This window comes from Corallococcus praedator (assembly GCF_003612125.1).
GTDB lineage: Bacteria > Myxococcota > Myxococcia > Myxococcales > Myxococcaceae > Corallococcus > Corallococcus praedator.
On record NZ_RAWI01000148.1, the window covers coordinates 1 to 20388 of the forward strand.

A 20388-nucleotide genomic window follows, 5' to 3' on the forward strand; every position below is an offset into this window, starting at 1 on the left:
CCCAAGCGCTAGTCACGCCCGACGCGGGGGACGGGAGGGCTGCCTCCGCCGTCCCCCGCGTCGGGCGTGACTAGCGCTTGGGTCCGAAGCGCGGGCTGCTCACCATGCCGGTGAGCCGTCCGCCTCGGTAGCCCGGGTTGTCCCGGTCCTGCGGCAGCATGTTCACCGCGATGGCCAGGGGCCCCAGCCGCTGCTGGAAGGCCTGCTCGAACTTCAGCCGCACGTCGAGCCCCAGCTCGCTGTACTCCAGCCGCTTGCCCAGCTTCACCGTGCCGGAGCCCGTGCCCTCCAGGTCCTCGCTCTTGAGATCCAACGTCCTCACCGTGCCCATGCCCTTGTCGAACTGGAGGTCGCCCTTCAGGTCGCCCAGGAGCACGCGCGGCAGGTCCATGGGCATCGCGGGGCCGCCGCCCATGGGGATGGCCGCCTTGCCGCCCTTGATGGTGAGCCCCTGGGTGTCCAGGGCCACCGTGCCCGTCGCCTGCGACCAGTCCGCCGGCTGCCCGCGCACGAGCGCGCCCGGCGCGGTGAGGGACACCCTCGCGTTGAGCAGGCCCTCCATGTCCACGCCGGTGTACGCCGGCAGGTTGCCCGCGCCCGCCTGGAGGCCGCTCACGTCCACGTCCAGCGACGTGGCGCTCAGGCCGCCCACGGCGACGTGCACCGTGCCGCCCATGGCCTTGGCGTTCACCACCAGGCCGGGGGGGAAGAGCGCGGGACGCAGCGCCACGCTGTCGAAGGTGAGCGCCTCGCCCAGCTCCGCGGGGCCCAGGCCCCCGGCCTCGCCCCGGGCGAGCGCCGCCACGGACTCCGCGCCCAGCGGCGCGGGCGGCTTGCTCACGCGCACGTTGGTGGCGGTGACGCCGAACAGGCCGGGCCGCAGGCTCCCGATGCGCACCGCGAGCCCCTGGGCCGCGGCCTCCGTGACGATGCGCGTGCGGACCGCGTCGTACGGGAAGGTGAGCATCAGGCAGAGGATGAACGCCACCAGCGAGAACGCGGTGTAGCCGGCGATGAGCTTCCAGCGCGCGGTCTTGGATTCGGTGGCCATGGCTATTGCTTCATCCGGTAGGTGGCGACGGTGGTCCACGCCGTCAGGGTGTCCGTGGCGGGGCGGGGCTCCACGCGCAGGTACTTCACCTTCACGATGCCTGGGCCCGTCTCCACCGTGCGCAGGAAGTCCGTCAGCTTGCGCAGGTCCACGTCGGTGAACGTCAGCTCCACGGAGCTTTCGATGATCTTCCCGTCACCCACGCCCACGTCGCCCTTGGGCGACATGTTCGGCACGGTGAGGCCCGCAGCCGTGGCCTTGTCCTCGATGTACGTGATGAGTCGCACGTTGCTGCTGGTGAGCTGCTGCTCCACCGCCTGGCGCTCCTGCTGCGCGGCGCCGTAGCTGGTCGCCAGCGCCTGCACCTCCTGCAGCTTCGCCAGCTTGTCCTGCGTGCGCCGGCGGTAGCCCGACGCGCTGTTGGCGAAGCTGAAGAGGATGACGAAGAGGACGAACACCGCCACGGCCGAGCCGGCGATGGCCACGAGCTTGCGCTCGCGGTCGCTCAGCCGCTCGAACCACGTCTGGAGGGGTGCGAAGACTTCCTTGATCTTGCTCATGTCCGCCATGTCAGGTCTCCCCCCCCTGCGTCTCGCCGGGGCACTGCACCTGCACGTCCAGGCGGAAGGTCACCTTCTGCCCGTCACGCGTCTTCTTCACCTCGCCCTCCTTCACGTCCTTGAAGCACCGGTGGCCCTTCAAGGCGGCGGAGAGCGTGTCGATCTGCTTGGAGCTGTCCGTCTCCCCCTGGAGCATCACGCGGTCCAGGTCCACCTGGATGCGGTCGAACCGCACCGGCACCTCCGGGGGCACCCGCTGGGTGACTTCCGCCAGCAGGTTCACCGCCGACATGGAGGGCAGCGCCGCGGCCGGGCTCTCCACGCCCTTGAGCATGTTGATGGCGCGGTCGTAGTTCTGCTCGCACGTGCCCAGGATGCGCTGGGTCGTCTTGCACAGCACCGCGTCCACCTCCGCCTCGCGCCGCGCCAGCACCGTGTTGCGCACCACCCCGAAGGCGACGAGCAGGAGCAGCAGCGTCACGGCGAACGAGGCCAGCAGGCCCAGCCGGTCCTTCACGTAGTCGTAGCCGCCCTTGAAGGCGAACTCACCCCGGCGCAGGTTGAAGCGCGGCGCCTTCGCCCCGGCAGCGTTGCCGCGCATGGCGAGCGCGTACGCCTGCGCCGCGGCCGGCGCCTCCGAGGCGGAAATCTTCCCGGCCGCGTCCGCCGGCAGCGCCAGCACGCGCACCGGCAGGTTCAGGTCCTTGGACAGCTGCTCCGCCAGGCCCGGCAGGCGCGCGGTGCCGCCCGCCAGCACCACCGCGGTGACCTGGCGGCGGGTGCGCGCGGTGAAGGACTTGAAGGACGGCCGCAGCTCGCGCAGCACCGGCTGCAGGCCGCGCACGAAGGCGTTCGCGGCGCGCTCGGCGTCCGGGCCCTGCGCCGCGCTGGCCATCGCGCCGTGCGCTTCCTTCCACTGGTGCGCTTCCGGCTGCGTCGTCTGGAACTCCGTGGCCAGCGCCCGGGTCAGGTCGCGCCCGCCGCCGGAGAAGGTGCGCGCGAACTCCACGCCCTGGCCCGGACGGCCAATGGCCACCGACGTGCGCTCATGGCCGATGTCCACCACCGCGATGGTGCCGCCCTCGCCCACGCCCTCGAAGAGGCCGGGCGCCTGGACGAAGAGGTTCTGGTACGCGAGCGCCGGGTGGGTGATGACGCGCGGATCCAACTGGAGGCCGCCGAGCAGCGCCAGCAGCGACTGCAGCTCCTCCTTGCGCACCACGCCCACCAGCAGGTCCGCGGCCTTGTCCTTGCCGCCGGTGTCCTTCTGGCCGACCACCTGGTAGTCGTAGACGACCTCCGAGATGTCGAACGGAAGCTGGCTGCCCACTTCGAAGGGGAGCGTCGCCTCCACGCGCTTGGCGTCGGAGAAGGGCAGGCTCACCGCGTGCGTGGTGAGCGACGGGCCGGGCAGGGCGATGACGACCTGATCCACGTGCCCTTCGGGCATCTTCTGGAGCAGCTCCTCCACCGCGGCGCGCAGGGTGTCCGAGCGCTCGCCCTCCGGCGCGCGGCGCACCTCGGCGAAGGCCTGGGTGGTGTGGCTTTTCGTTCCGGAGTCCAGCACCACCCCCTTCACGGAGTGGCTGCCGAGGTCCAGGCCAAGAATGCGGGCCATGCTATTCCTCTCTGTAATACACGAGCTTGCCCAGCCCGTCGTCCAGGCGGATGACCGCGGTGAGCGTCTTCTGGACGCTGCCCGCTTCTCCCACGGACTTGATGGTGAATGTCTTGCTCTTGTCGCCCAGGTAGCGGTTCTGCGCGACGTTGCCCTTGATGGCCGGGTTGACCGCGATGCCCGCCTGCTCCACCACGCCCACGAAGTCCTGCACCGACATGCCGAAGAAGCTGAACATGCGCGCGGCGCGGATGCGGCTGATGAGCTCGTTGAGGAACACCGGGTCCGTCAGGCGCGGGTCCGGCCGGTTCGGATCCGCGGCGGACATGATGGCCAGCCCCAGCATGATGGGGTCGTCGGTGTTGATGTTCGGCTTGGAGTTGATGTCCGGGTACACCGTGAGCCGGTCGCGGAAGGCCGCCATGAAGCGGTCGTTGACGCCGTGGATGCGGTACAGCTCATCCAGGCTGTCGAAGCGCGCGTTCTTGACCTCATAGCGCGGCTCGTAGCGGCTGTACGCCGAACCCTCGTCCGCGAAGCCCGCGACGAAGGGGTTCGTGGGGTCCTTGGGGTTGAGCGCCGACTGCGTCGCGTCCTCATCCGCCCAGTCCTTCAGCGCGATGACGGCGTCCTGCGGCGTGGAGCGCACGTGGTTCGCGTCGTCCTGCTGCCAGAGGAATTCGAAGCGCTTGTCGCTCAGCATGTCCATCATGCGCGCGGCGGTGGCCTGCGCCTCCGCGCCGCCGGTGTTCAGGCGCATGACGTTGAGCTTCTCCTCCTCGTCGGTGATGGTCGCGAGGAAGCAGCCCTCGAAGCCGCCGAAGGACCGGCGCTGCATCTGCGACGCCATCTGCATGGCCGCGCCGCCTTCTTCCCCGTCATCCATCTGGAAGTTCGGATCTACCTCCACGGGGTCGTTCTCCAGCCGGCTGCGGGTGCCGCCGCCGCTGTCGTCCACCACCGTGGCGCCGTCGCTCTTCACCAGCCCCTTGAGCATGTGGCAGTCCACCCGGGCCAGCTTCCACAGCTGGATGTTGAGCGACTGCGGCTGGAACGCCGTACCGCCCGCGGCCGGGGGCTGCCCCCCCATGAACTGCGACAGGATGCTCGCCGGGTTGGGGATGGGCGTCTGGTCCACCTGCTTCTGGAAGCGCATCAAGAGCCGCCCCAGCGCCAGGCCCGAGCGGGCCATGTAGTAGGCGCGCACTTCATCGCGCTGGTTGGCCGCCAGTTGCAGGTCCACGCGGCTGTTGTACGCGAACTCCGTGGCCACCACCGTGAGCAGCGCGATGGAGACGATGGCGATGATGAGCGCTACGCCGCGCGAGCGCTTGTCGCGGCGCACGGCCTTCGTCGCCGGAGCGCCCGGGACGGGGGCCGGCGCCTGCCTGCGACGGCGGGACACCTGTCGGAAGAAGGAGGGGGCCATCAGTTGAACCTCGGCAGTTCCGTGTTGAGCACGATGCGCGTCTGCGTGGTGTAGCGCGCCTCCTTGCCCGACTCGTCCAGGGCGACGACGGTGATGCGCACGCGCGTGGGGAGGATGGCCTTCTTCTCCGTGCGCCGCGTGTCCCACTCGTCATCCCACTCCTTCTTCTCCGAATCCCAGTAGGCGAACTCCACGCTCTTGACGCCCTCGAAGAGCACGTCCGTGGAGCCGCCCCGGTCCATGCGCTCACCCACGTTGGGGTTTACCCGGCGCTTCAAATCCAACCGCTGGCGCGTGGCGCGCTCCGAGGAGTTCTCCACGAAGTACTCCACCACCGCTTGGTCGGACTCCTTCACGTCCGTGTACAGCCGCTGGTGCGAGAACGTGGTGAAGAGCAGCTTGTCGCGCTCGCCCACGAAGTTGGTGGGCCGGTCGTTCTGGTCGCGGAAGCGGCGCAGGTCGTAGCGGTCGCTCACGTAGGCGGAGCCGATTTCGCGCGCCATGCGGTTGAGCGACACGCGCACCATGCGGTAGCGCTCCGCCTCGCCCTCCACCACTTCCTTGGCGTTGATGCCCGTCTGGAAGGCCATGGCCACGACGGTGCCCATGAGCGCGGTGATGGAGACGGCCACCATCACCTCCATCAGCGTGAAGCCTCGGGAACGCCTTCTCATCGGATGGTCCCTCGGCCCGGCATGGGCAGGTTGGGGAAGCCCCCGCGGCCGCCGCCGAAGATGCCGCCCGGCGCGCGCGGGTTGATACCGCCCGTGCCGCCGCCCGGCTGTTGACCGCCGCCCCGGTTGAGTTCGTCCAGCAACTGCTGGCGGTTGCGCAGGGGCTGGCGCGTGTTCGGATCCAGCATGCTTCCGTTGGGCCCCGGGATGGGGTTCTCCACCACGCGGCCGGTGGCGTCCACCCACTGGTCCGAGGCGCCCGCCGTGCTGCCGCCCGCGGCGTTGGTCGTGGCGCCGCCGTTGCGGTCGCCGCCCGGCCCCAGCGACACGACGTGGGTCACCACGTCCACGCTCTCCACCTGGGTGCCTTCCTTCCAGTACACGGTGAGGTGCACCTCGCGCACCGCCTTGGTGAGCTGGTCCACCATCTGCGTGAACATGGGCTGCGCCATGCCCATCGCGGCCCCGCCCAGCGGGCTGGACGTGGTGCTGCCGGAAGCGCCGCCCTTGTCACCGCCGCCCGCGCCGCCGAAGAGGCCGGCCAGGCCCCCCAACGGGTCTCCGCTGTCTCCGCCCCCGCCCATGGGCAGGTTGAAGATGGCGCCAATGAGCTGATCCGGCGTCACGCCGTCCGTCTTGGGCGCGATGATGCGCGCGCGCCACTTGAACTGGGGCCAGCCGTCCTCGGAGAAGTCGCCGGACTGCTCGTCGTCGTCCACGTCGAAGCCGTCGTCGTAGAGCTTCTGTTCCAGGTCCGTCATCTTCGAGCGGGCCAGGAGCGACGCGACGGTGAGCCGCTTGGTGTAGACGTGGTTGGAGACCGCGCCCGCGTTGAGGTCGAAGATGGCCATCAGCGCCACGCTCAGGATGGCCATGGCGACCATCGTCTCCAGCAGGGTGAAGCCCCCCTTGCGTCGAGTCGGATGTCTCATGAGCGGGGCACCTCCAGCGCCTCGGATGCGATGTTCACCTTGCCCGTCAGGGGTGACACGTCCAGCGTCCACGCGTTGTCGCCCTGGCGCAGGAACACCATGGCCTTCTCCGTGTACCCCTGCGGGAAGAAGTAGAGGTAGGCGACGCCGCTCTCCACCGGTTCACGCTGTTGCCGCGTCCACACCGACACGGCCACACCCGCCGGCAGCTCGCGCGGGGAAATCTCCTCCGCGGTGTACGCGGAGAAGGTGGACTGGGACTCGATGCGCGTCTTCTCCTGCTCCATCAGCTCCTGCGCGGACGGTGACGAATTGTCCGAGCGCGTGTAGTTCTTGCGCTCATCCTGTCCACCGCCGCTGCGCGCCGCCTTCTCCCGGTCGCGCTCGTCCTGGCGGAGCGCGTTGTCCCGGTCGCGCGCGGTGGTGATGCCGCCCGCGGCGCATTCCGCGTGGTACTTCGTGGGCTCCTCGCGCTTCGGGTCCGGGATTTCGAACACCAGCCGGCACGTCTTGCCGCTGAGCGCCGCCGAGTCGTAGAGCGACCGGATGACGCCCGCCAGCTCCGTCGCGCTGCCCTTCGCCTTGGCGCCCGTGAGCGCGCCGATGCCCACCGTCACCGCGGCGAACAGCACCGCCGCGATGGCGATGGCGATGGAGATCTCAATCAGCGTGAGGCCGCGGGGCGCACCCCGGCGGCGGGCAGGACGAGGGGACATGGCGGACGTCATGGCTGCACCCCCTGTGCCACGATGCCGCCGCTGAAGAGGTCCGCGGCGTCGCCGGTGCCGCCCGGCTTTCCGTCGGAGCCCAGGGACAGCACGGCGCCCGTCTTGCCGGCCATGCGGTAGAGGTACGGGCGGCCCCACGGGTCGATGGGCGGCCCATCCAGCACCTTGGAGGCGATGAGCGGGGTGAAGCCCTCCTCCTGGGAGGGGAAGAAACCCATCAGCCGGTGGTGGGCCTTGAAGAAGCCCTCCAGGCGGCGGATCTGCTCGCGCGCCTGGCGCTGCGTGGGCGTGAGGGTGTTGTCCTCGGTGGCCCACACCAGCGCGAACGCGAGCAGGGTGGCGACGCCAAACACGCCCAGCAGCAGCAGGCGGCCCAGGCGGGAGGACGCAGCGCGGGCCTTGGGGGCGGGCGCGCCAGGAACGGGACGCGCCTCACGCGCGGACGTCGGTGAGGAAGTGTGCTCGGGAGTCATCTCGGGCATTCCTACGACAACACGCGGGAGGCGCGGCTTTGCTTCAAGAAGAAACGGACGCCTACGGCTTGGGCCCCGTGTCCTTGGAGGAGATGTCGGCGTCGGAGCCCTCGCCGCCCGGGTTGCCGTCAGCGCCGTAGCTGGTGATGACCGGCTTGCCGCCCTCGTTCATGTACACGTACTCCTTGCCCCAGGGGTCCGTGGGCATGCGCTCCAGGTTCTGGGTGTCCACCAGCGCCTTGAGGCCCGTGGCGGTGTCCGGGTAGGAGCCCTTCTTCGTGTAGTAGAGCTTCATCGCGCTCTGGATGTTCCGGATGTCCAGGCGGGCGGTGTCCTGCTTGGCCTCTTCCAGCTTCGGGATGACGGCCACGCCCACCGCCGCCGCGATGAGCCCGAGGATGGTGATGACCACCATGATCTCGATGAGGGTCATGCCGCGGTTGCGGCGGCGCTGCTGCTTCTTCGCGTTCGTCGTCGTCATGTCTTCACTCACCTTCGGGTGACTGACTTTCTGGCAGGCCACCCGGCCTGGGGTGTGTCGGGATGTCAGGGGCGCTTCAGGGAGGGCCGTGGTGCCCGGAGACCGTAGGCGGCTCCCGGTGGGCATACAGCGAGGCTCCCACCGTCGCCAGCGTGGCGGCCAGGGCAATCAGCCCCACCAGCGTCGCGCGTTGGATCCACCGGTCGAGCGTGTCGTTCATCATGGGCTCGGGCTCTCCGCCTCCTAATGGATGGCCGTGTTCACCTGCAGAATCGGCATCAGGATGGAGAGCGCTACGAATGCAATCATCACGCCCATCACCACGATGAGCAGGGGCTCCAGGAGGCTGGTGAGCGCACCGATGCGCACGTTCACCTGCGTCTCGTAGGAGTCCGCCACGGAGAGGAGCATGTCCTCCAGCTGGCCGGATTTCTCACCGATGGCGACCATGTGGTACACGAGCGGCGGAAACTGGCCGGACCGCTTGAGGGGCGTGGCGATGCTTTCGCCCTCGCGGATGGACTCGCGGGCGTTCTCCACCGCGTCCGCCAGCACCGAGTTCGTCATCACCGCCTTGACGATGTCCAGCGCGGCCAGCATGGGCACGCCGCTCTTGAGCAGCGTGGACAGCGTGCGCGCGAAGCGGGAGATGGCCAAGAGGCGCACGAGGCTGCCGAAGATGGGGGCCTTGAGCGTGAAGCGGTCCCACTTGGGCTTGCCCTTGGGGCTCTTCGTCCAGCGCATGAAGAAGATGAAGCCCGCCACGAGGGACGGAATCACCAGGAACCACCACGCCTGCATGAAGTTGGACGCGCCAATGAGGATGCGCGTGTTCAGGGGCAGGGTGGCCTTCATCGTCTCGAAGATCTTCGTCACCTTCGGCACGACGAACACCATCAGCAGCACCAGGATGCCGCCGCCCACCAGCAGCATGATGGCGGGGTAGAGCATGGTGCCGATGATCTTCTGCTGCAGCTTGGCCTGGTTCTCCGTGAAGTCCGCCAGCCGCAGGAGCACCGCGTCCAGCGCGCCGGAGGCCTCACCCGCGCGCACCATGTTGATGTAGATGCTGGGGAAGATCTTGGGGTGCTGGCTGAACGCGTCCGCCAGGGACGAGCCTTCGTTCACGCGCTGCTTGATGTCGGAGAGGGCGCGCTTCAAGCGCTCCTTCTCCGCCTGGTCCACCAGCGCGTTGAGTGAATCCACGATGGTGACGCCCGCGCCCAGCAGGGTCGCGAGCTGGCGGGTGAGGATGGCGACGTCCTCCGTGCTGACGCGGCCGCCGGCCAGCTTGCGCAGGTCCACGTCGCGCGCCACGAGCGACGCGTTGGCGCCCTTGGACACGCCCACGCGGCTGCCCTCCGCCTGCCCGAGCACGTCGGTCAGGAAGATGCCGTCCGCGCGCAGCTTGGAGCGCAGCGTCTTGGGCGAGTCCGCCTCCAGCAAGCCCTTCTTCTGCTTGCCGTGGGAGTCGAGGCCTCTGTATTCGAAGACGGGCATGGCGGACTAGATGTCCTCCTGCGTGATGCTCAGGACTTCAGCGATGGTCGTCTCGCCCAGGGCGATCTTCCGTACGCCGTCATCCAGGAGCGTGATCATGCCCTTGGCGAGCGCGGACTTCTTGATGGTGGAGGCGTCCACGTTCTTGAGCACCAGCTGGCGCACGTCGTCGTCCACGAAGAGGAACTCGTAGATGCCGGAGCGACCGCGGTAGCCGTTGCGGTTGCACGACGGGCAGCCCACCGCCTTGTAGATGCGGTCGGTGTTGAAGCGCTCCTTGAAGCTCTTGAACGTGAAGCCCAGCTCCTTCAGGTCCGCGTCCGTGGGCGTGTAGGGCGCGCGACAGTCCGGGCACACCCGGCGCACGAGGCGCTGGGCGAGGATGCCGGTGAGCGACGAGGCCACGAGGAAGGGCTGCACGCCCATGTCCACCAGACGAGTGACGGCGCCGGCCGCGTCGTTGGTGTGGACGGTGGAGAGCACCAGGTGGCCCGTGAGCGAGGCCTGGATGGCGATCTCCGCCGTCTCCTTGTCGCGAATCTCACCGACCATGATGACGTCCGGGTCCTGGCGCAGGAAGGAGCGCAGGCCCTGTGCGAACGTCAGGCCAATCTTCGGGGCGATGGCCATCTGGCCAATGCCCTTGAGCTGGTATTCGACCGGGTCCTCGACGGTGAGGATGTTGAGGTCGGATGTGTTGATCTTGGAGAGCGCGCCGTAGAGCGTGGTCGTCTTGCCGGAGCCCGTGGGGCCCGTCACCAGCACGATGCCGTGCGAGCGCTTGATGACCGACTGCATGGACTCCAGCACCTGCTGGCTCATGCCGATTTCGGCCAGGTCCAGCAGCGTCGCCGTCTTGTCCAGCAGACGCATGACGATGCGCTCGCCGAAGGACGTGGGCGTGGTGGACAGACGGATGTCGATGTCGCGGCCGGCCAGCTTGATGCGGATGCGGCCGTCCTGCGGCAGGCGCTTCTCCGCGATGTTCAGCTGCCCCATCACCTTCACGCGCGCGATGATGGAGTTCTGGTAGCGCTTGGGCGGCTTGATGACTTCCTGGAGCACGCCGTCGATGCGGAAGCGCACCAGCAGCTCGCGCTCCATGGGCTCGATGTGGATATCGCTCGCGCGCTCCTTGGCGGCGCGGAAGAGCACGGAGTTGACGAGCCGGATGACCGGGGCCTCGTCGTCCGCGTCCAGGAGGTCCTTGGGCTCCTCCAGCTCGTGCGCCAGGGAGTCCAGGTCCTCCGTGGTCTCCATCTCGTCCACGAGGTCCTCGGTCTCGTTGACCGAGCGGTCGTACACGCTGTTGATGGCGTCCACGATGGTGGAGGCCAGCGCGATGCGGGGCTGGATGCTCTGGCCCAGGAGCAGCCGCGCGTGGTCCAGCGCGGTGGTGTCCAGCGGATCCGCGACCGCGAGGACGACCTCGTCGCCCTCCAGGGACAGGGGCAACAGCTGCGTCTGGCGGGCGAAGTTGATGGGGATGCGCTTGACGAGGTCCGCGTCCACCTCCTCCGCGAAGATGCGCTGGAGGTAGGGCAGGTCCAGCTGGTGGCCGAGCGCTCGCGCCACGTCTTCGTCGGTGACCGCCTTCATGCCCACCAGGATTTCGCCCAGCCGGCCGCCCTTCTCCTGCTGCGCGGCGAGCGCCTCCTGGATCTTCTCCGGGGTGAGGGCGGGCACGAGCGCGCGGAGGATCTCCCCGAGCGGCCGGCCACACAGGTACGCCTGTCCGTGGGCGACGACCTGGGTGGAGTCGTTGCGGCCGCCCACCCCGTCGGTGGACGCGTCAGCGGCTTGGAGGGTCGTGGGGTCGGCGGTCAGGTTCATGGAGTCATTCCCCATTTCCCGGCTGGATGCGCAGCCGGTCGGCGTCGGCGTCCGGAGCGGGCGCGATCACCTCGGGTTGCGGAGCCGGTTCAGTGGGCACTGATCTCTCTGAACCCTCCGGCGCCGCCTCTAAATTTCGCGGCGCCTGGTCGCCCTCGGGGGCGGTGCCGTTCGGCGAAGCAGGCGCTTCGCTGGCGGGCTGACCTGCGGGCCGGCCACCGGGCTGGGGAGACGCCGGGGTGCCGGGGGCAGGGCTGCCGGCCGGGCGGATGACGCGCTCGTTGGTGGTACCGGGACCACCGTTCTCCACGCGCTGCTCCTCCTTGATGACGGACTGGTTCATGCGCGACAGGGGGCCGGGCTTGCGGCTGAAGTCCACCGCCACGTCGTAGCCGGGCACCTGGCCGTAGAACTGCTCCACGAACTGCTGACGCTCCTTCATCTTGCGCTCGAAGATGCGCCGGAAGTCCTCCTGGCCGCGGATGATGTAGGGCGTGAGGAAGAGCAGCAGGTTCGTCTTCGTCTTGCGGCGCGTGGTGTCGCGGAACAGGTGGCCCAAGAGCGGGATGTCACCCAGCACCGGCACCTTGGAGACGGACTCCAGGGTGCGGTCCTGCATGATGCCGCCGATGACGACCGTCTCCATGTCCTTGGCGATGACCGTCGTCTTCGCGCTGCGCTTCGACGTGGTGGGGCCGAGCACCGGATCCGACGAGGCGATCTCCTCCGTCTGCTCCGTGATGACGAGGCGGATGTAGTCGCTCTCGTTGATCTGCGGCTTCACGGTGAGCTTCAGCTCCACGTTCTGGCGGGTGATGGGCGCGTACAGCGAACCCAGACCGCCCAGCGAACCCAGCAGCGACGGGGTGATGCCGCCGGTGGTGCCGCCGCCCGTCACCGCGCTGCCCAGGCTGGACGGGGAGAAGCCGGACTGGAAGGGCACGTTCTGGCCCACCGTGATTTCGGCCTCCTCGTTGTCGCTGGTGAGCAGGTGTGGCGTGGACAGCACGTTCACGTCGGAGGACTGCTGCATGGCGTTGAGCACCACGCCGAAGGCCGGGATGTCGATGCCCAGGTTCTTGAGCTCCGGCAGGACGGGGCCCTGGATGCCGGCGAGGAAGCCGCCCATGCTGGCCAGGTTCGCCAGCGAGAAGGACGGGGGCACGCCGCCGCCGGCGTAGTTGGTGCCGAGGATGCCGGGGATGGCGCCGTCGTCCGTCTTCAGGCTGAAGCCCTGGTGGAAGTTGATGCCGAACTCGCTGTTGCGGTCCAGGTTCACTTCCATGATGACCGCCTCCACGAACACCTGGCGGCGCGGCTGATCCAGCTGCTGGATGATCTTGACGATGTTCTTGTAGTCGGACGGGCTGGCGACGATGACGAGCGAGTTGGTGCCCTTGTCCGCGGAGATCTTCACCTCGCCGCTGAACAGCTCCGCGGCCTGGGTGGTCGTCGCGCGCGGGATGCCCTGGGGCTGCTGCACCACGGGGCCGCGCTGCGGGCGGTTGGCGGTGCCCTGCGCGAGCGACTGCAGGGTGCTGGCCAGCTCCTCCGAGTTGGCGTTCTCCAGCGGGTAGACCTGGATCTTGTTGCCCGTCTCCGACGGGATGTCGACTTCCTTGACGATGTCCTGGATGCGGCTGAACGCGGCGGGGCTGGCCACGATGATGAGCTTGTTGGTGCGCTCGTCCGGGATGATCTGCGACAGCGTCACCGCGCCGCCGGTGTCGGTGCCGGCGCCCGGGGCGACGCCGCCCTCGCCGGGGGGCTGGCCGGGGGCGCCCTGCGGGAAGCTGCCGGGGCGCTGGCCGGGGCGCGCGCCGCTCTTGGCTTCAAAGAGCTTCTGGACGGTGTTCGCGACGTCCTGGGCGGTGGCGTACTGCACCTGGATGACGCGCATCTCATCGCTGGAGGAGCGGCTGTCCAGCTGGTTGATGAGGCGCTCCAGGCGGTGGATGTTGGAGCCCACGTCGTTGACGATGATGGTGTCCGGCGGGTACGGGATGGTGTCGCCGTCCTTGGACACCAGCTGCTGGAGCACGCCGCGCAGGGGCTCCACTTCCACGTACTTGATCTTGAACAGCTTGGTGATCATCTGCTCGTTCGTGGTGTACGGCGTCGACTCGTCCACGATCGTCGGGATGGGGTTCTGCTTCGCGGAGCGCTTGTCCACGATCTTCAGGAAGCGGCCGTACGGGTAGACGGCGAGCCCGTTGGCGTCCAGCGCGGCCAGGAACGCGGAGTAGAACGAGTCCGCGTCCACCTCCACGCGGCCGTTCTCCGGACCGATGATGGAGATCTTCCCGCGCACGTTCTCCGGGAGGATGAACGTGCGGCAGGTGGCGTCCGACACGGTCTGGACGAGCTTCTCGATGTCCACCTTGTCGAAGTAGATGCCGTAGCGCGCGCGGCGCCGGGCCTCTTCACACGAGGGCGTCTGGCGCGGACCCTGGTTCTCCTCCGGGGCGGCGGCGGCCGTGCCCGTGGCGCGGGCCGGCGGGGTGGTCCCCTGCGGGGTGATGGTGCGGTCGCGGTCCCGGTCGCGGTCAGGGGCGGCGGGAGTCGTACCGGGCTGCGACGGACGGCGCTGGGCCCACGCGGGCACGGAGAGCGCGAGGCACAGACAGAGCATCCAGGACGGGAGCGTCGTCTTCATGGAGGAGCGGGCGCAGACGGGGTGTTTAACGGACGTTGTAGGATTTGCGGATCGGCGCTCCGTTGCGCTCGATCTCGATCTCGATACGAGAGGAGTCCTTCAGCTTCGAGTAGACCTCCAGCGCCTTCTCGGGGCTGTTCAGGTCGAAGCCGTTGATGCGACGGATGACGTCACCGTTCTGGACGCCGATCTTCGAATAGATGGAGTCCGGGCGGATGGAGAACAGCTTGAAGCCCACCGCCTGACCATCCTTGAAGGCGGGCACGATGCGCGCCTGCATGGCCACGTCGTTGAGGTTGCTCAACGTCTTGTCGATCTCCGCCTTGGGGACTTCGTACTCGTTCTCCCCGGTGGACTTGATGCCGTTGCCCAGGCCATTGGGCGTGGTGGCGGCCGGCGCGGTGACGGGCGGGGTGTAGGCGGCGACGGCGCCGTCCCCGGGCTGCCCGTCGATGAACTCCTTGCGGCCGCCGTTGTTGATGATGACGCGCTCGCGTTCAATCTCCATGACGGTGGCGCCCATCAGGTTGTTGCCGATCATGTACGTCTGCGAGCGCTGCGTGGTCATGTCCTGGATGGACGCGAACGACCAGTCCGGGTTGCCGGCGACGAGCGTGCCCAAGAGCTTCACGCGCAGGCCGCTCTTGGCCGGCGGCGCGTTGGCGTCGAACTCCGGCCGGGCTTCGTCCGGCGCCTTCACCGCGACCTCCGGCTCCGGCAGCTTGACGCCGGTGAGCCTGGACAGGCGCTCCGCGTCGATGGACGCCAGCGTGGTGTCCGCGGCGTGGGTGCGCTGGGCGACGCGCGCGGGCGCCTCTGACGCGGGGGAGGGGGAGATGGAGGATTCGACGAACAGATTCACCGTGCGCGCCGCCAGCAGGGCGACGAGCAGGATGAACAGCAGGTTCACGCTCCAGAAGTATTTACGAAAGAAGAGTTCCATCACGCTTCCGGGAGAAAGCCAGCCCCACATGGGACCGTGAGCAAGGCAGGTGCCATCGCTGGGCGGGTTTGAAACCCAGGACTTACGGCCAAGTCCGCGAAATTATTTCGGAATAGGACGCGGCCCTGGTGACGGGCGCGGGGCTGACAACGCGTCCGGACAATTTGTCAAAAGCGGGCGGGGGCCGGTGTGACGGCCTGTCAGTCCGGCGTCCCAGGGGGGGAGGGGGCGACGGGGGGCGCGTCCGGGCCCAGCTGCTCGCGCTCCAGCTTGCGGTAGATGGTGCGCGCGGCGATGCCCAGCAGCCGGGCGGCGAGCGTCTTGTCGCCCTTGGTGTGGCGCAGGGTCTCGTGGATGACCCGGCGTTCAATCTCCTCCATGGGGGTGCCAATGGGGATGACCAACTGTCCGGCCGAGCCCAGGGGCCCCTTGCGCACGGACTCCGGCAGGTCGCTGGCCTCCAGCACGTCCGTCTTGGCGAGCACCACGGCGCGCTCCACGGCGTGCTCCAATTCGCGCACGTTGCCGGGCCACGCGTAGTTCTCCAGCACGCCCAGCGCGTCCGGGGAGAAGCCGCGCAGCACCTTGCCGTTCTTCGCGGAGAAGCGGCGCAGGAACGCGTCCGCCAGGAGCGGGATGTCCTCGCGGCGCGACGCGAGCGCGGGCACGCGGATCTCCACGACGTGCAGGCGGTAGTAGAGGTCCTCGCGGAATCTCCCCTCGGCCACCTCCTTCTGGAGGTCCTTGTTGGTGGCTGCCACGAGCCGCACGTCCACCTTCACCGTCTGCGTGCCGCCCAGCCGCTCCAGCTCTCCCTCCTGGAGCACGCGCAGCAGCTTCACCTGCGCGGCCAGGGGCATCTCACCCACTTCGTCCAGGAAGAGGGTGCCGCCGTGGGCGCGCTCGAAGCGGCCCTCGCGCCGGGCCACCGCGCCGGTGTACGCGCCCCGCTCCACGCCGAAGAGCTCCGCCTCCAGGATGCTCTCTGGGATGGCGCCGCAGTTGACGGCGATGAAGGCCTGCCGCGCCCGGGCGGAGTGTTCGTGCAGGGCGCGGGCGGCCAGCTCCTTGCCGGTGCCGGATTCGCCCAGCAGCAGCACCGTGGCGGTGGAGGGCGCGGCCTGGCGGATGGTGTCCAGCATGGCGCGGAAGGCGGGGGACTGGCCCACCATGGCGCGACCGCCGGACGGGTTGATCTCCGCGAGCCTGGCCTTGAGGGAGGTGTTCTCCTGGACGAGGGCGTGCTTCTCCAGCGCCTTCTGTACGGCCTTCACCAGGGCGTGGCGCTTGAGGGGCTTGGTGATGAAGTCGTAGGCGCCGTCCTTCATGGCGGCCACGGCCGTCTCCACCGTGCCGTAGGCGGTCATCAGCACCACCTCCACGTCCGGGCGGATGGTGCGGCTGGCCTTGAGCAGCTCCTGGCCGTCCATGCCGGGCATCATCAGGTCGGTGACCATGACGCTGACCTCCGGGCGGCGAAGCATCTCCAGCGCCTCCGTGCCCTGCGCGGCGGCGAGCGTGGCGAAGCCCTCCCGCTGGAAGATGCGGGCGACCGAATCGAGATTGGCGCGGTCGTCGTCGACGACCAGGACGGTGGGAGCAGTCATGGGGTGCAAGGCCTCTTGTACGCCTACCTTGCAATCCCCATTCCCCTCACGCCTGCTCTTCGTCCGGTTCCAGGGGGCCCCCTCCCATGCGTCCGATGTCCTCGCGGCGGACCTTGTCCACGTTGAAGCGCTTCGCGCTGGCCAGCATGCGGTCCACGGTGGCGTCGAAGGTGGGAGGGACGCCGTCCTTGCGGAAGCGCAGGAAGTTGAGGCGGGCGACGACGAAGTTCTTGAGGTAGGGGCTCTGGAGGCCGCGCTCCTTCAGCGCGGCGACGATGGCCACCACCGCGTCGTCCAGTTCCAGGAGGCGGTCCGCGCGGGCGTCGCGCAGGGCCAGGGCCTCCGGCAGGGGCAGCTCCTGGAAGCCCTCCACCCGCTTGACGAAGGGGTGGTAGGCGCCTGCGGAGTAGCGGGGGCGCTTCTCGTAGGTGGCGCCCAGGGTGAGGAAGGACGGCTCCTCGAAGAGGTGCCCGTAGGCGGACTCCTTGCCCGGGCGGCCCGCGCCCACCAGGCCCCGCGCCATGCGGATGACCTCCAGCGAGCGCTCCTTCAGGTTGTGGGCCTTCTCCGTGTTGAGGGCGAGGATTTGATAGGCCACGTCCTCTTCCGGCAAGAGCAGCGCGACGATGGACTTCGCGCCCAGCATGCGGCTCGCGTGCAGGCGGTGGTTGCCGTTGGGCGTCCAGTAGTGGCCCTGCACGCGCACGGCGATGACGGGGTCCAGGAATCGGTCCAACCGCTCCATCGCGGTGGCGAGCCGCTTCACGTGGGGCTCGGACAGGTCGCGCTGGTAGGGCGTGGGCTCCACCTTGTCGATGGGCAGCACGGCGAAGACGACGGGGTGTCCGCCCAGCGGGTCGCGGTACACGGCCAGCACTTCTCCGCCGTCGTGGCGCACCGCCTGGAGCAGCTCGTCCGGGAAGGCGACGGACTCGCTGGCGACGTCCGCGGCGGAGAGGCCCCGCGACTTCGGCTCGGCCTTCTTGCGCCGGGGCTTGCGCGGGGTGGCCGACTTCGACTTCGCGGGAGCGGACTTGCGGGGGGACTTCGCGGCCATGCGGACGGACCCTCCTTGCTGGAGCGTGGAGGGCCGTCAGCGTAGGCCACGAAGCTTCGCGGGCTACGCTCCGGAGACGGTGAGCTGTCGGAAGCGGACAGTGGGCGCTCCGGCCGAGCCGCCCCGGAACTGCAGATCGCTTCCCACCGCGTCCACGTCCTTGAGCATCTGGAGGAGGTTGCCCGCCACGGTGACTTCCTGCACCGGGTGCGTCAGCTCACCGTTCTCAATCCAAAGGCCGTTGGCCCCGCAGGACATGTCGCCGGACACCGGATCCGCGCCGTGGCCGAGCAGGGCGGTGACGTACAGGCCCCGGGGCACCTTGCGGATGATCTCCTCCGGCGACTGCGTGCCCGGCTCCAGGTAGAGGTTGGTGGTGCCGATGCCCGGCAGCGCGCTGTAGCCGCGCGACGCGTTGCCGGTGGTGCGCGCCTTGGCCTTGCGCGCGGTGAAGGCGTCGTAGAGGAAGCCGGACAGCACGCCCTTGTCCAGGATGGGCGTGCGCCGCGTGGGGACGCCTTCGCCGTCGAAGGGCGCGGTGGCGAGCCCCCGGGGCAGCAGGCCGTCATCCACCAGGGTGATGTGGTTGCCCGCGAGCTTCTTGCCCACGTGCTCGGCCAGGACGCTGGAGCGCTGGTACACGGCGTTGCCGTCCGCGGCCTGGGCGATGTTCTGCACGAAGTTCGCGGCCACCAGCGGATCAAACACCACCGGCACCTGGCACGTCTTGACGGACTTCGCGCCCAGCATGCGCACGGCGCGCTTCGCGGCCTGCCGGCCGATGGACTCCGGCGACTCCAGGTCGTCGAAGAAGCGCTTGTAGTCCAGCCAGAAGCCCGTCTGGAGCTGCCCGTCCTGGGCCGCCACCGGCACGGCGACCAGGTACACGTACGTGCCGGAGTAGCCGCCCGTCGCGCCCTCGCTGGAGGCCAGGTACACCTCCGACACGAAGTCGCCCGCGGACACGGAGTCGAACGTGGCCACGCGCGCGTCCTCGGCCCGGCCCGCGCGCTCCGCCTCCAGCGCGGCGTTGATCTTCCAGTCGCCAGGGAGGTTCGCGACCTTCGGGTCGAAGAGCAGGCCGGTGTCGCCCCGCTTGCCCAGGTCCTTCGCGGTGGGCAGGCCGTTCAACTTGCTGGGCGCGGCGGCCTCCGCCAGTTGCACGGCCAGGTCCACCACGCGCTCCAGGCCGGCGGGGGTGAAGTCGGAGGTGTACGCGAAGCCCAGCCGGTCCTTGACGAAGACGCGCACGCCCACGCCCTTGCTGGTGGCTTCGGTGAGGTCCTCAATCTGGCCTTCGCGGACGCGCACGCTGCTCTGGCGGCCCACCTCCAGATACGCCTCCGCCTGCTTCGCGCCCCGCTTCACCGCGCGCTGGACGATCTTCTTCGCGAGCTGTTCGTAGTTCACGTTGTCGTTCCCTCGAAAAGAGCCGGCTTCAGCCGACCTTCGTGCCGCCCACGGTGACGTTGTCGATGCGCACGGTGGGCAGGCCCACCCCCACGGGCAGCATCTGCCCGTCCTTCACGCAGATGCCCATGCCGGGGTCCGGCATCGGATCGGTTCCCACGCGGCTGATGTTCTTCAGCGCCTCCGGCCCCACGCCGATGAGGATGGCGTTCTTCACCGGGCGGCCCAGCTTCCCGTCTTCAATCTGGTAGGCCTCGCTGACCTCGAAGACGAAGTTGCCGTTGCTGATGTCCACCTGACCGCCCCCGAAGGTGGCGCAGTACAGGCCGCGCTTCACCTCCTTGAGGATGTCCTCCGGCGCGTGGTCCCCGGGCGCCAGGAAGGTGTTCGTCATGCGCGGCAGGGGCAGGCTCTTGAACGAGTCGCGCCGGCCGCTGCCCGTGGAGCGCTGGTTCATCAGCTTCGCGTTGAGCTGATCATAGAGGTAGCCCTTGAGGACGCCGTTCTCGATGAGGACCTTGCGCTCGCCGGGCACGCCCTCGTCGTCGATGTTGATGGAGCCCCGCGCGTTGGACACCGTGCCGTCGTCGATGACCGTCACCAGGTCGGAGGCCACCTTCTCCCCCAGTTTGCCGGCGAACAGCGAGGTGCCCTTTCGGATGAAGTCCGCCTCCAGGCCGTGGCCCACCGCCTCGTGCAGGAGGATGCCGCTCCAGCCCGGCGCCAGCACCACCGTCTGCGGGCCCGCCACGCAGTCCACCGCGCCCAGCGTGGCGATGGCCTGACGCGCGGCCTCCTCCGCCACGCTCTCCGGCGTCACGCCGTCCCAGTAGCTGAAGGACACCCGGCCGCCGCTGCCATACATGCCGGTGCGCCGCTCGCCGCCCTTGCCCAGCGCCACCACGTGCACGCTCAGGCGGGACTGATCCTGCGTGTCCACGCTGTAGCGCCCGGCGGTGTTGGCCACCGCGATGCGCCGCGTCTGATCCACATAGGAGGCGTTCACCTGCTGGATGCGCGAGTCGAAGGCGCGGGCGGCCTTGTCCGCGCGGGTGAGCAGCGCCGTCTTCCGGGCCACCGCCACGTCCTCCAGGGCCTGCGCCACCCGGTAGTGGCTGGGCACCGCGACGCGCTTGATGGGGAAGGAGCGCTCGGAGCCGCCGCCCTGGGAGATCATCGCGGCGGTGCGCGCGGCCCGGAACAGGGCGGCCTCATCCCAGTCGTCGGAGTACGCGTACCCCACCTTGGCGCCGGTGATGACCCGCACACCCACGCCCTGCACCAGGCCCACCTGGGCGCTCTTGATGCGCGACTCCTCCAGGACGACCGCGGTGGTGGACGTGCGCTCCACGTACACCTCCGCGAAGTCGGCGCCCCGGCCCATGGCCTCCGCGAGCAGGCGCTCCAGGAGGCCCGGGGGGAGGAGCGGGGAGGGG

General features: G+C 69.1%; 18 protein-coding genes. All 18 read right to left on the reverse strand.

What is annotated here, in order from left to right; genetic code table 11:
• Positions 1-70 precede the first annotated feature (70 nt).
• Entirely contained in the window at positions 71-1051 is a 981-nt protein-coding gene (gene gspN, locus D7Y13_RS19925) for a type II secretion system protein GspN (protein ID WP_120584073.1), read from the reverse strand.
• Between the two features lie 2 nt (positions 1052-1053).
• Positions 1054-1611, reverse strand: a complete 558-nt coding sequence (locus tag D7Y13_RS19930; RefSeq protein ID WP_120533624.1) for a type II secretion system protein M — start codon at positions 1609-1611, stop codon at positions 1054-1056.
• A 10-nt stretch (positions 1612-1621) separates the two neighbouring features.
• A complete protein-coding gene (pilM, locus tag D7Y13_RS19935; protein WP_120584072.1) occupies positions 1622-3229 on the reverse strand; it encodes a pilus assembly protein PilM in 1608 nt (535 codons plus the stop codon).
• 1 nt (position 3230) lies between these two features.
• Positions 3231-4658, reverse strand: a complete 1428-nt coding sequence (locus D7Y13_RS19940; RefSeq protein ID WP_120533610.1) for a type II secretion system minor pseudopilin — start codon at positions 4656-4658, stop codon at positions 3231-3233.
• A complete protein-coding gene (locus D7Y13_RS19945; RefSeq protein ID WP_120533609.1) occupies positions 4658-5332 on the reverse strand; it encodes a type II secretion system protein GspJ in 675 nt (224 codons plus the stop codon). The genes D7Y13_RS19940 and D7Y13_RS19945 overlap by 1 nt, the downstream gene beginning before the upstream one ends.
• Positions 5329-6264, reverse strand: coding sequence for a type IV pilus modification PilV family protein (locus D7Y13_RS19950; protein ID WP_120533608.1), 936 nt, complete (start codon positions 6262-6264; stop codon positions 5329-5331). Before D7Y13_RS19950 ends, D7Y13_RS19945 begins: the two co-directional genes overlap by 4 nt.
• Complete coding sequence (locus tag D7Y13_RS19955) at positions 6261-6992, reverse strand: prepilin-type N-terminal cleavage/methylation domain-containing protein (protein ID WP_120533607.1); 732 nt, start codon at positions 6990-6992, stop codon at positions 6261-6263. Before D7Y13_RS19955 ends, D7Y13_RS19950 begins: the two co-directional genes overlap by 4 nt.
• Positions 6989-7465 carry a type II secretion system protein GspG gene (locus tag D7Y13_RS19960; RefSeq protein ID WP_120533606.1) on the reverse strand — a complete coding sequence of 159 codons (477 nt, stop codon included), beginning with the start codon at positions 7463-7465 and terminating at the stop codon, positions 6989-6991. The genes D7Y13_RS19955 and D7Y13_RS19960 overlap by 4 nt, the downstream gene beginning before the upstream one ends.
• A gap of 61 nt (positions 7466-7526) precedes the next feature.
• Positions 7527-7946 (reverse strand): type II secretion system major pseudopilin GspG, encoded by a 420-nt coding sequence (gene gspG, locus D7Y13_RS19965; protein WP_120533605.1) that lies wholly within the window; start codon positions 7944-7946, stop codon positions 7527-7529.
• Between the two features lie 76 nt (positions 7947-8022).
• A complete protein-coding gene (locus D7Y13_RS45760; protein WP_158620389.1) occupies positions 8023-8169 on the reverse strand; it encodes a hypothetical protein in 147 nt (48 codons plus the stop codon).
• Positions 8170-8189: 20 nt separating this feature from the next.
• Positions 8190-9446 carry a type II secretion system inner membrane protein GspF gene (gene gspF, locus D7Y13_RS19970; RefSeq protein ID WP_120533604.1) on the reverse strand — a complete coding sequence of 419 codons (1257 nt, stop codon included), beginning with the start codon at positions 9444-9446 and terminating at the stop codon, positions 8190-8192.
• A gap of 6 nt (positions 9447-9452) precedes the next feature.
• Positions 9453-11279 carry a type II secretion system ATPase GspE gene (gene gspE / locus D7Y13_RS19975; RefSeq protein WP_120533603.1) on the reverse strand — a complete coding sequence of 609 codons (1827 nt, stop codon included), beginning with the start codon at positions 11277-11279 and terminating at the stop codon, positions 9453-9455.
• A 4-nt stretch (positions 11280-11283) separates the two neighbouring features.
• The gene (gspD, locus tag D7Y13_RS19980) at positions 11284-13935 is read right to left on the reverse strand and encodes a type II secretion system secretin GspD (protein ID WP_120584071.1); all 2652 of its coding nucleotides are present in this window, start codon (positions 13933-13935) and stop codon (positions 11284-11286) included.
• Between the two features lie 25 nt (positions 13936-13960).
• Positions 13961-14878, reverse strand: coding sequence for a type II secretion system protein GspC (gene gspC / locus D7Y13_RS19985; RefSeq protein WP_199732804.1), 918 nt, complete (start codon positions 14876-14878; stop codon positions 13961-13963).
• A gap of 200 nt (positions 14879-15078) precedes the next feature.
• Positions 15079-16485 (reverse strand): sigma-54-dependent transcriptional regulator, encoded by a 1407-nt coding sequence (locus D7Y13_RS19990; RefSeq protein ID WP_120630746.1) that lies wholly within the window; start codon positions 16483-16485, stop codon positions 15079-15081.
• A 46-nt stretch (positions 16486-16531) separates the two neighbouring features.
• The gene (locus tag D7Y13_RS19995) at positions 16532-17542 is read right to left on the reverse strand and encodes a ParB N-terminal domain-containing protein (RefSeq protein ID WP_120586016.1); all 1011 of its coding nucleotides are present in this window, start codon (positions 17540-17542) and stop codon (positions 16532-16534) included.
• Between the two features lie 63 nt (positions 17543-17605).
• Entirely contained in the window at positions 17606-18952 is a 1347-nt protein-coding gene (locus D7Y13_RS20000; protein ID WP_120538070.1) for a TldD/PmbA family protein, read from the reverse strand.
• Between the two features lie 28 nt (positions 18953-18980).
• The coding region (locus tag D7Y13_RS20005; RefSeq protein WP_120538071.1) for a TldD/PmbA family protein at positions 18981-20388 on the reverse strand (1408 nt) is incomplete at its 5' end.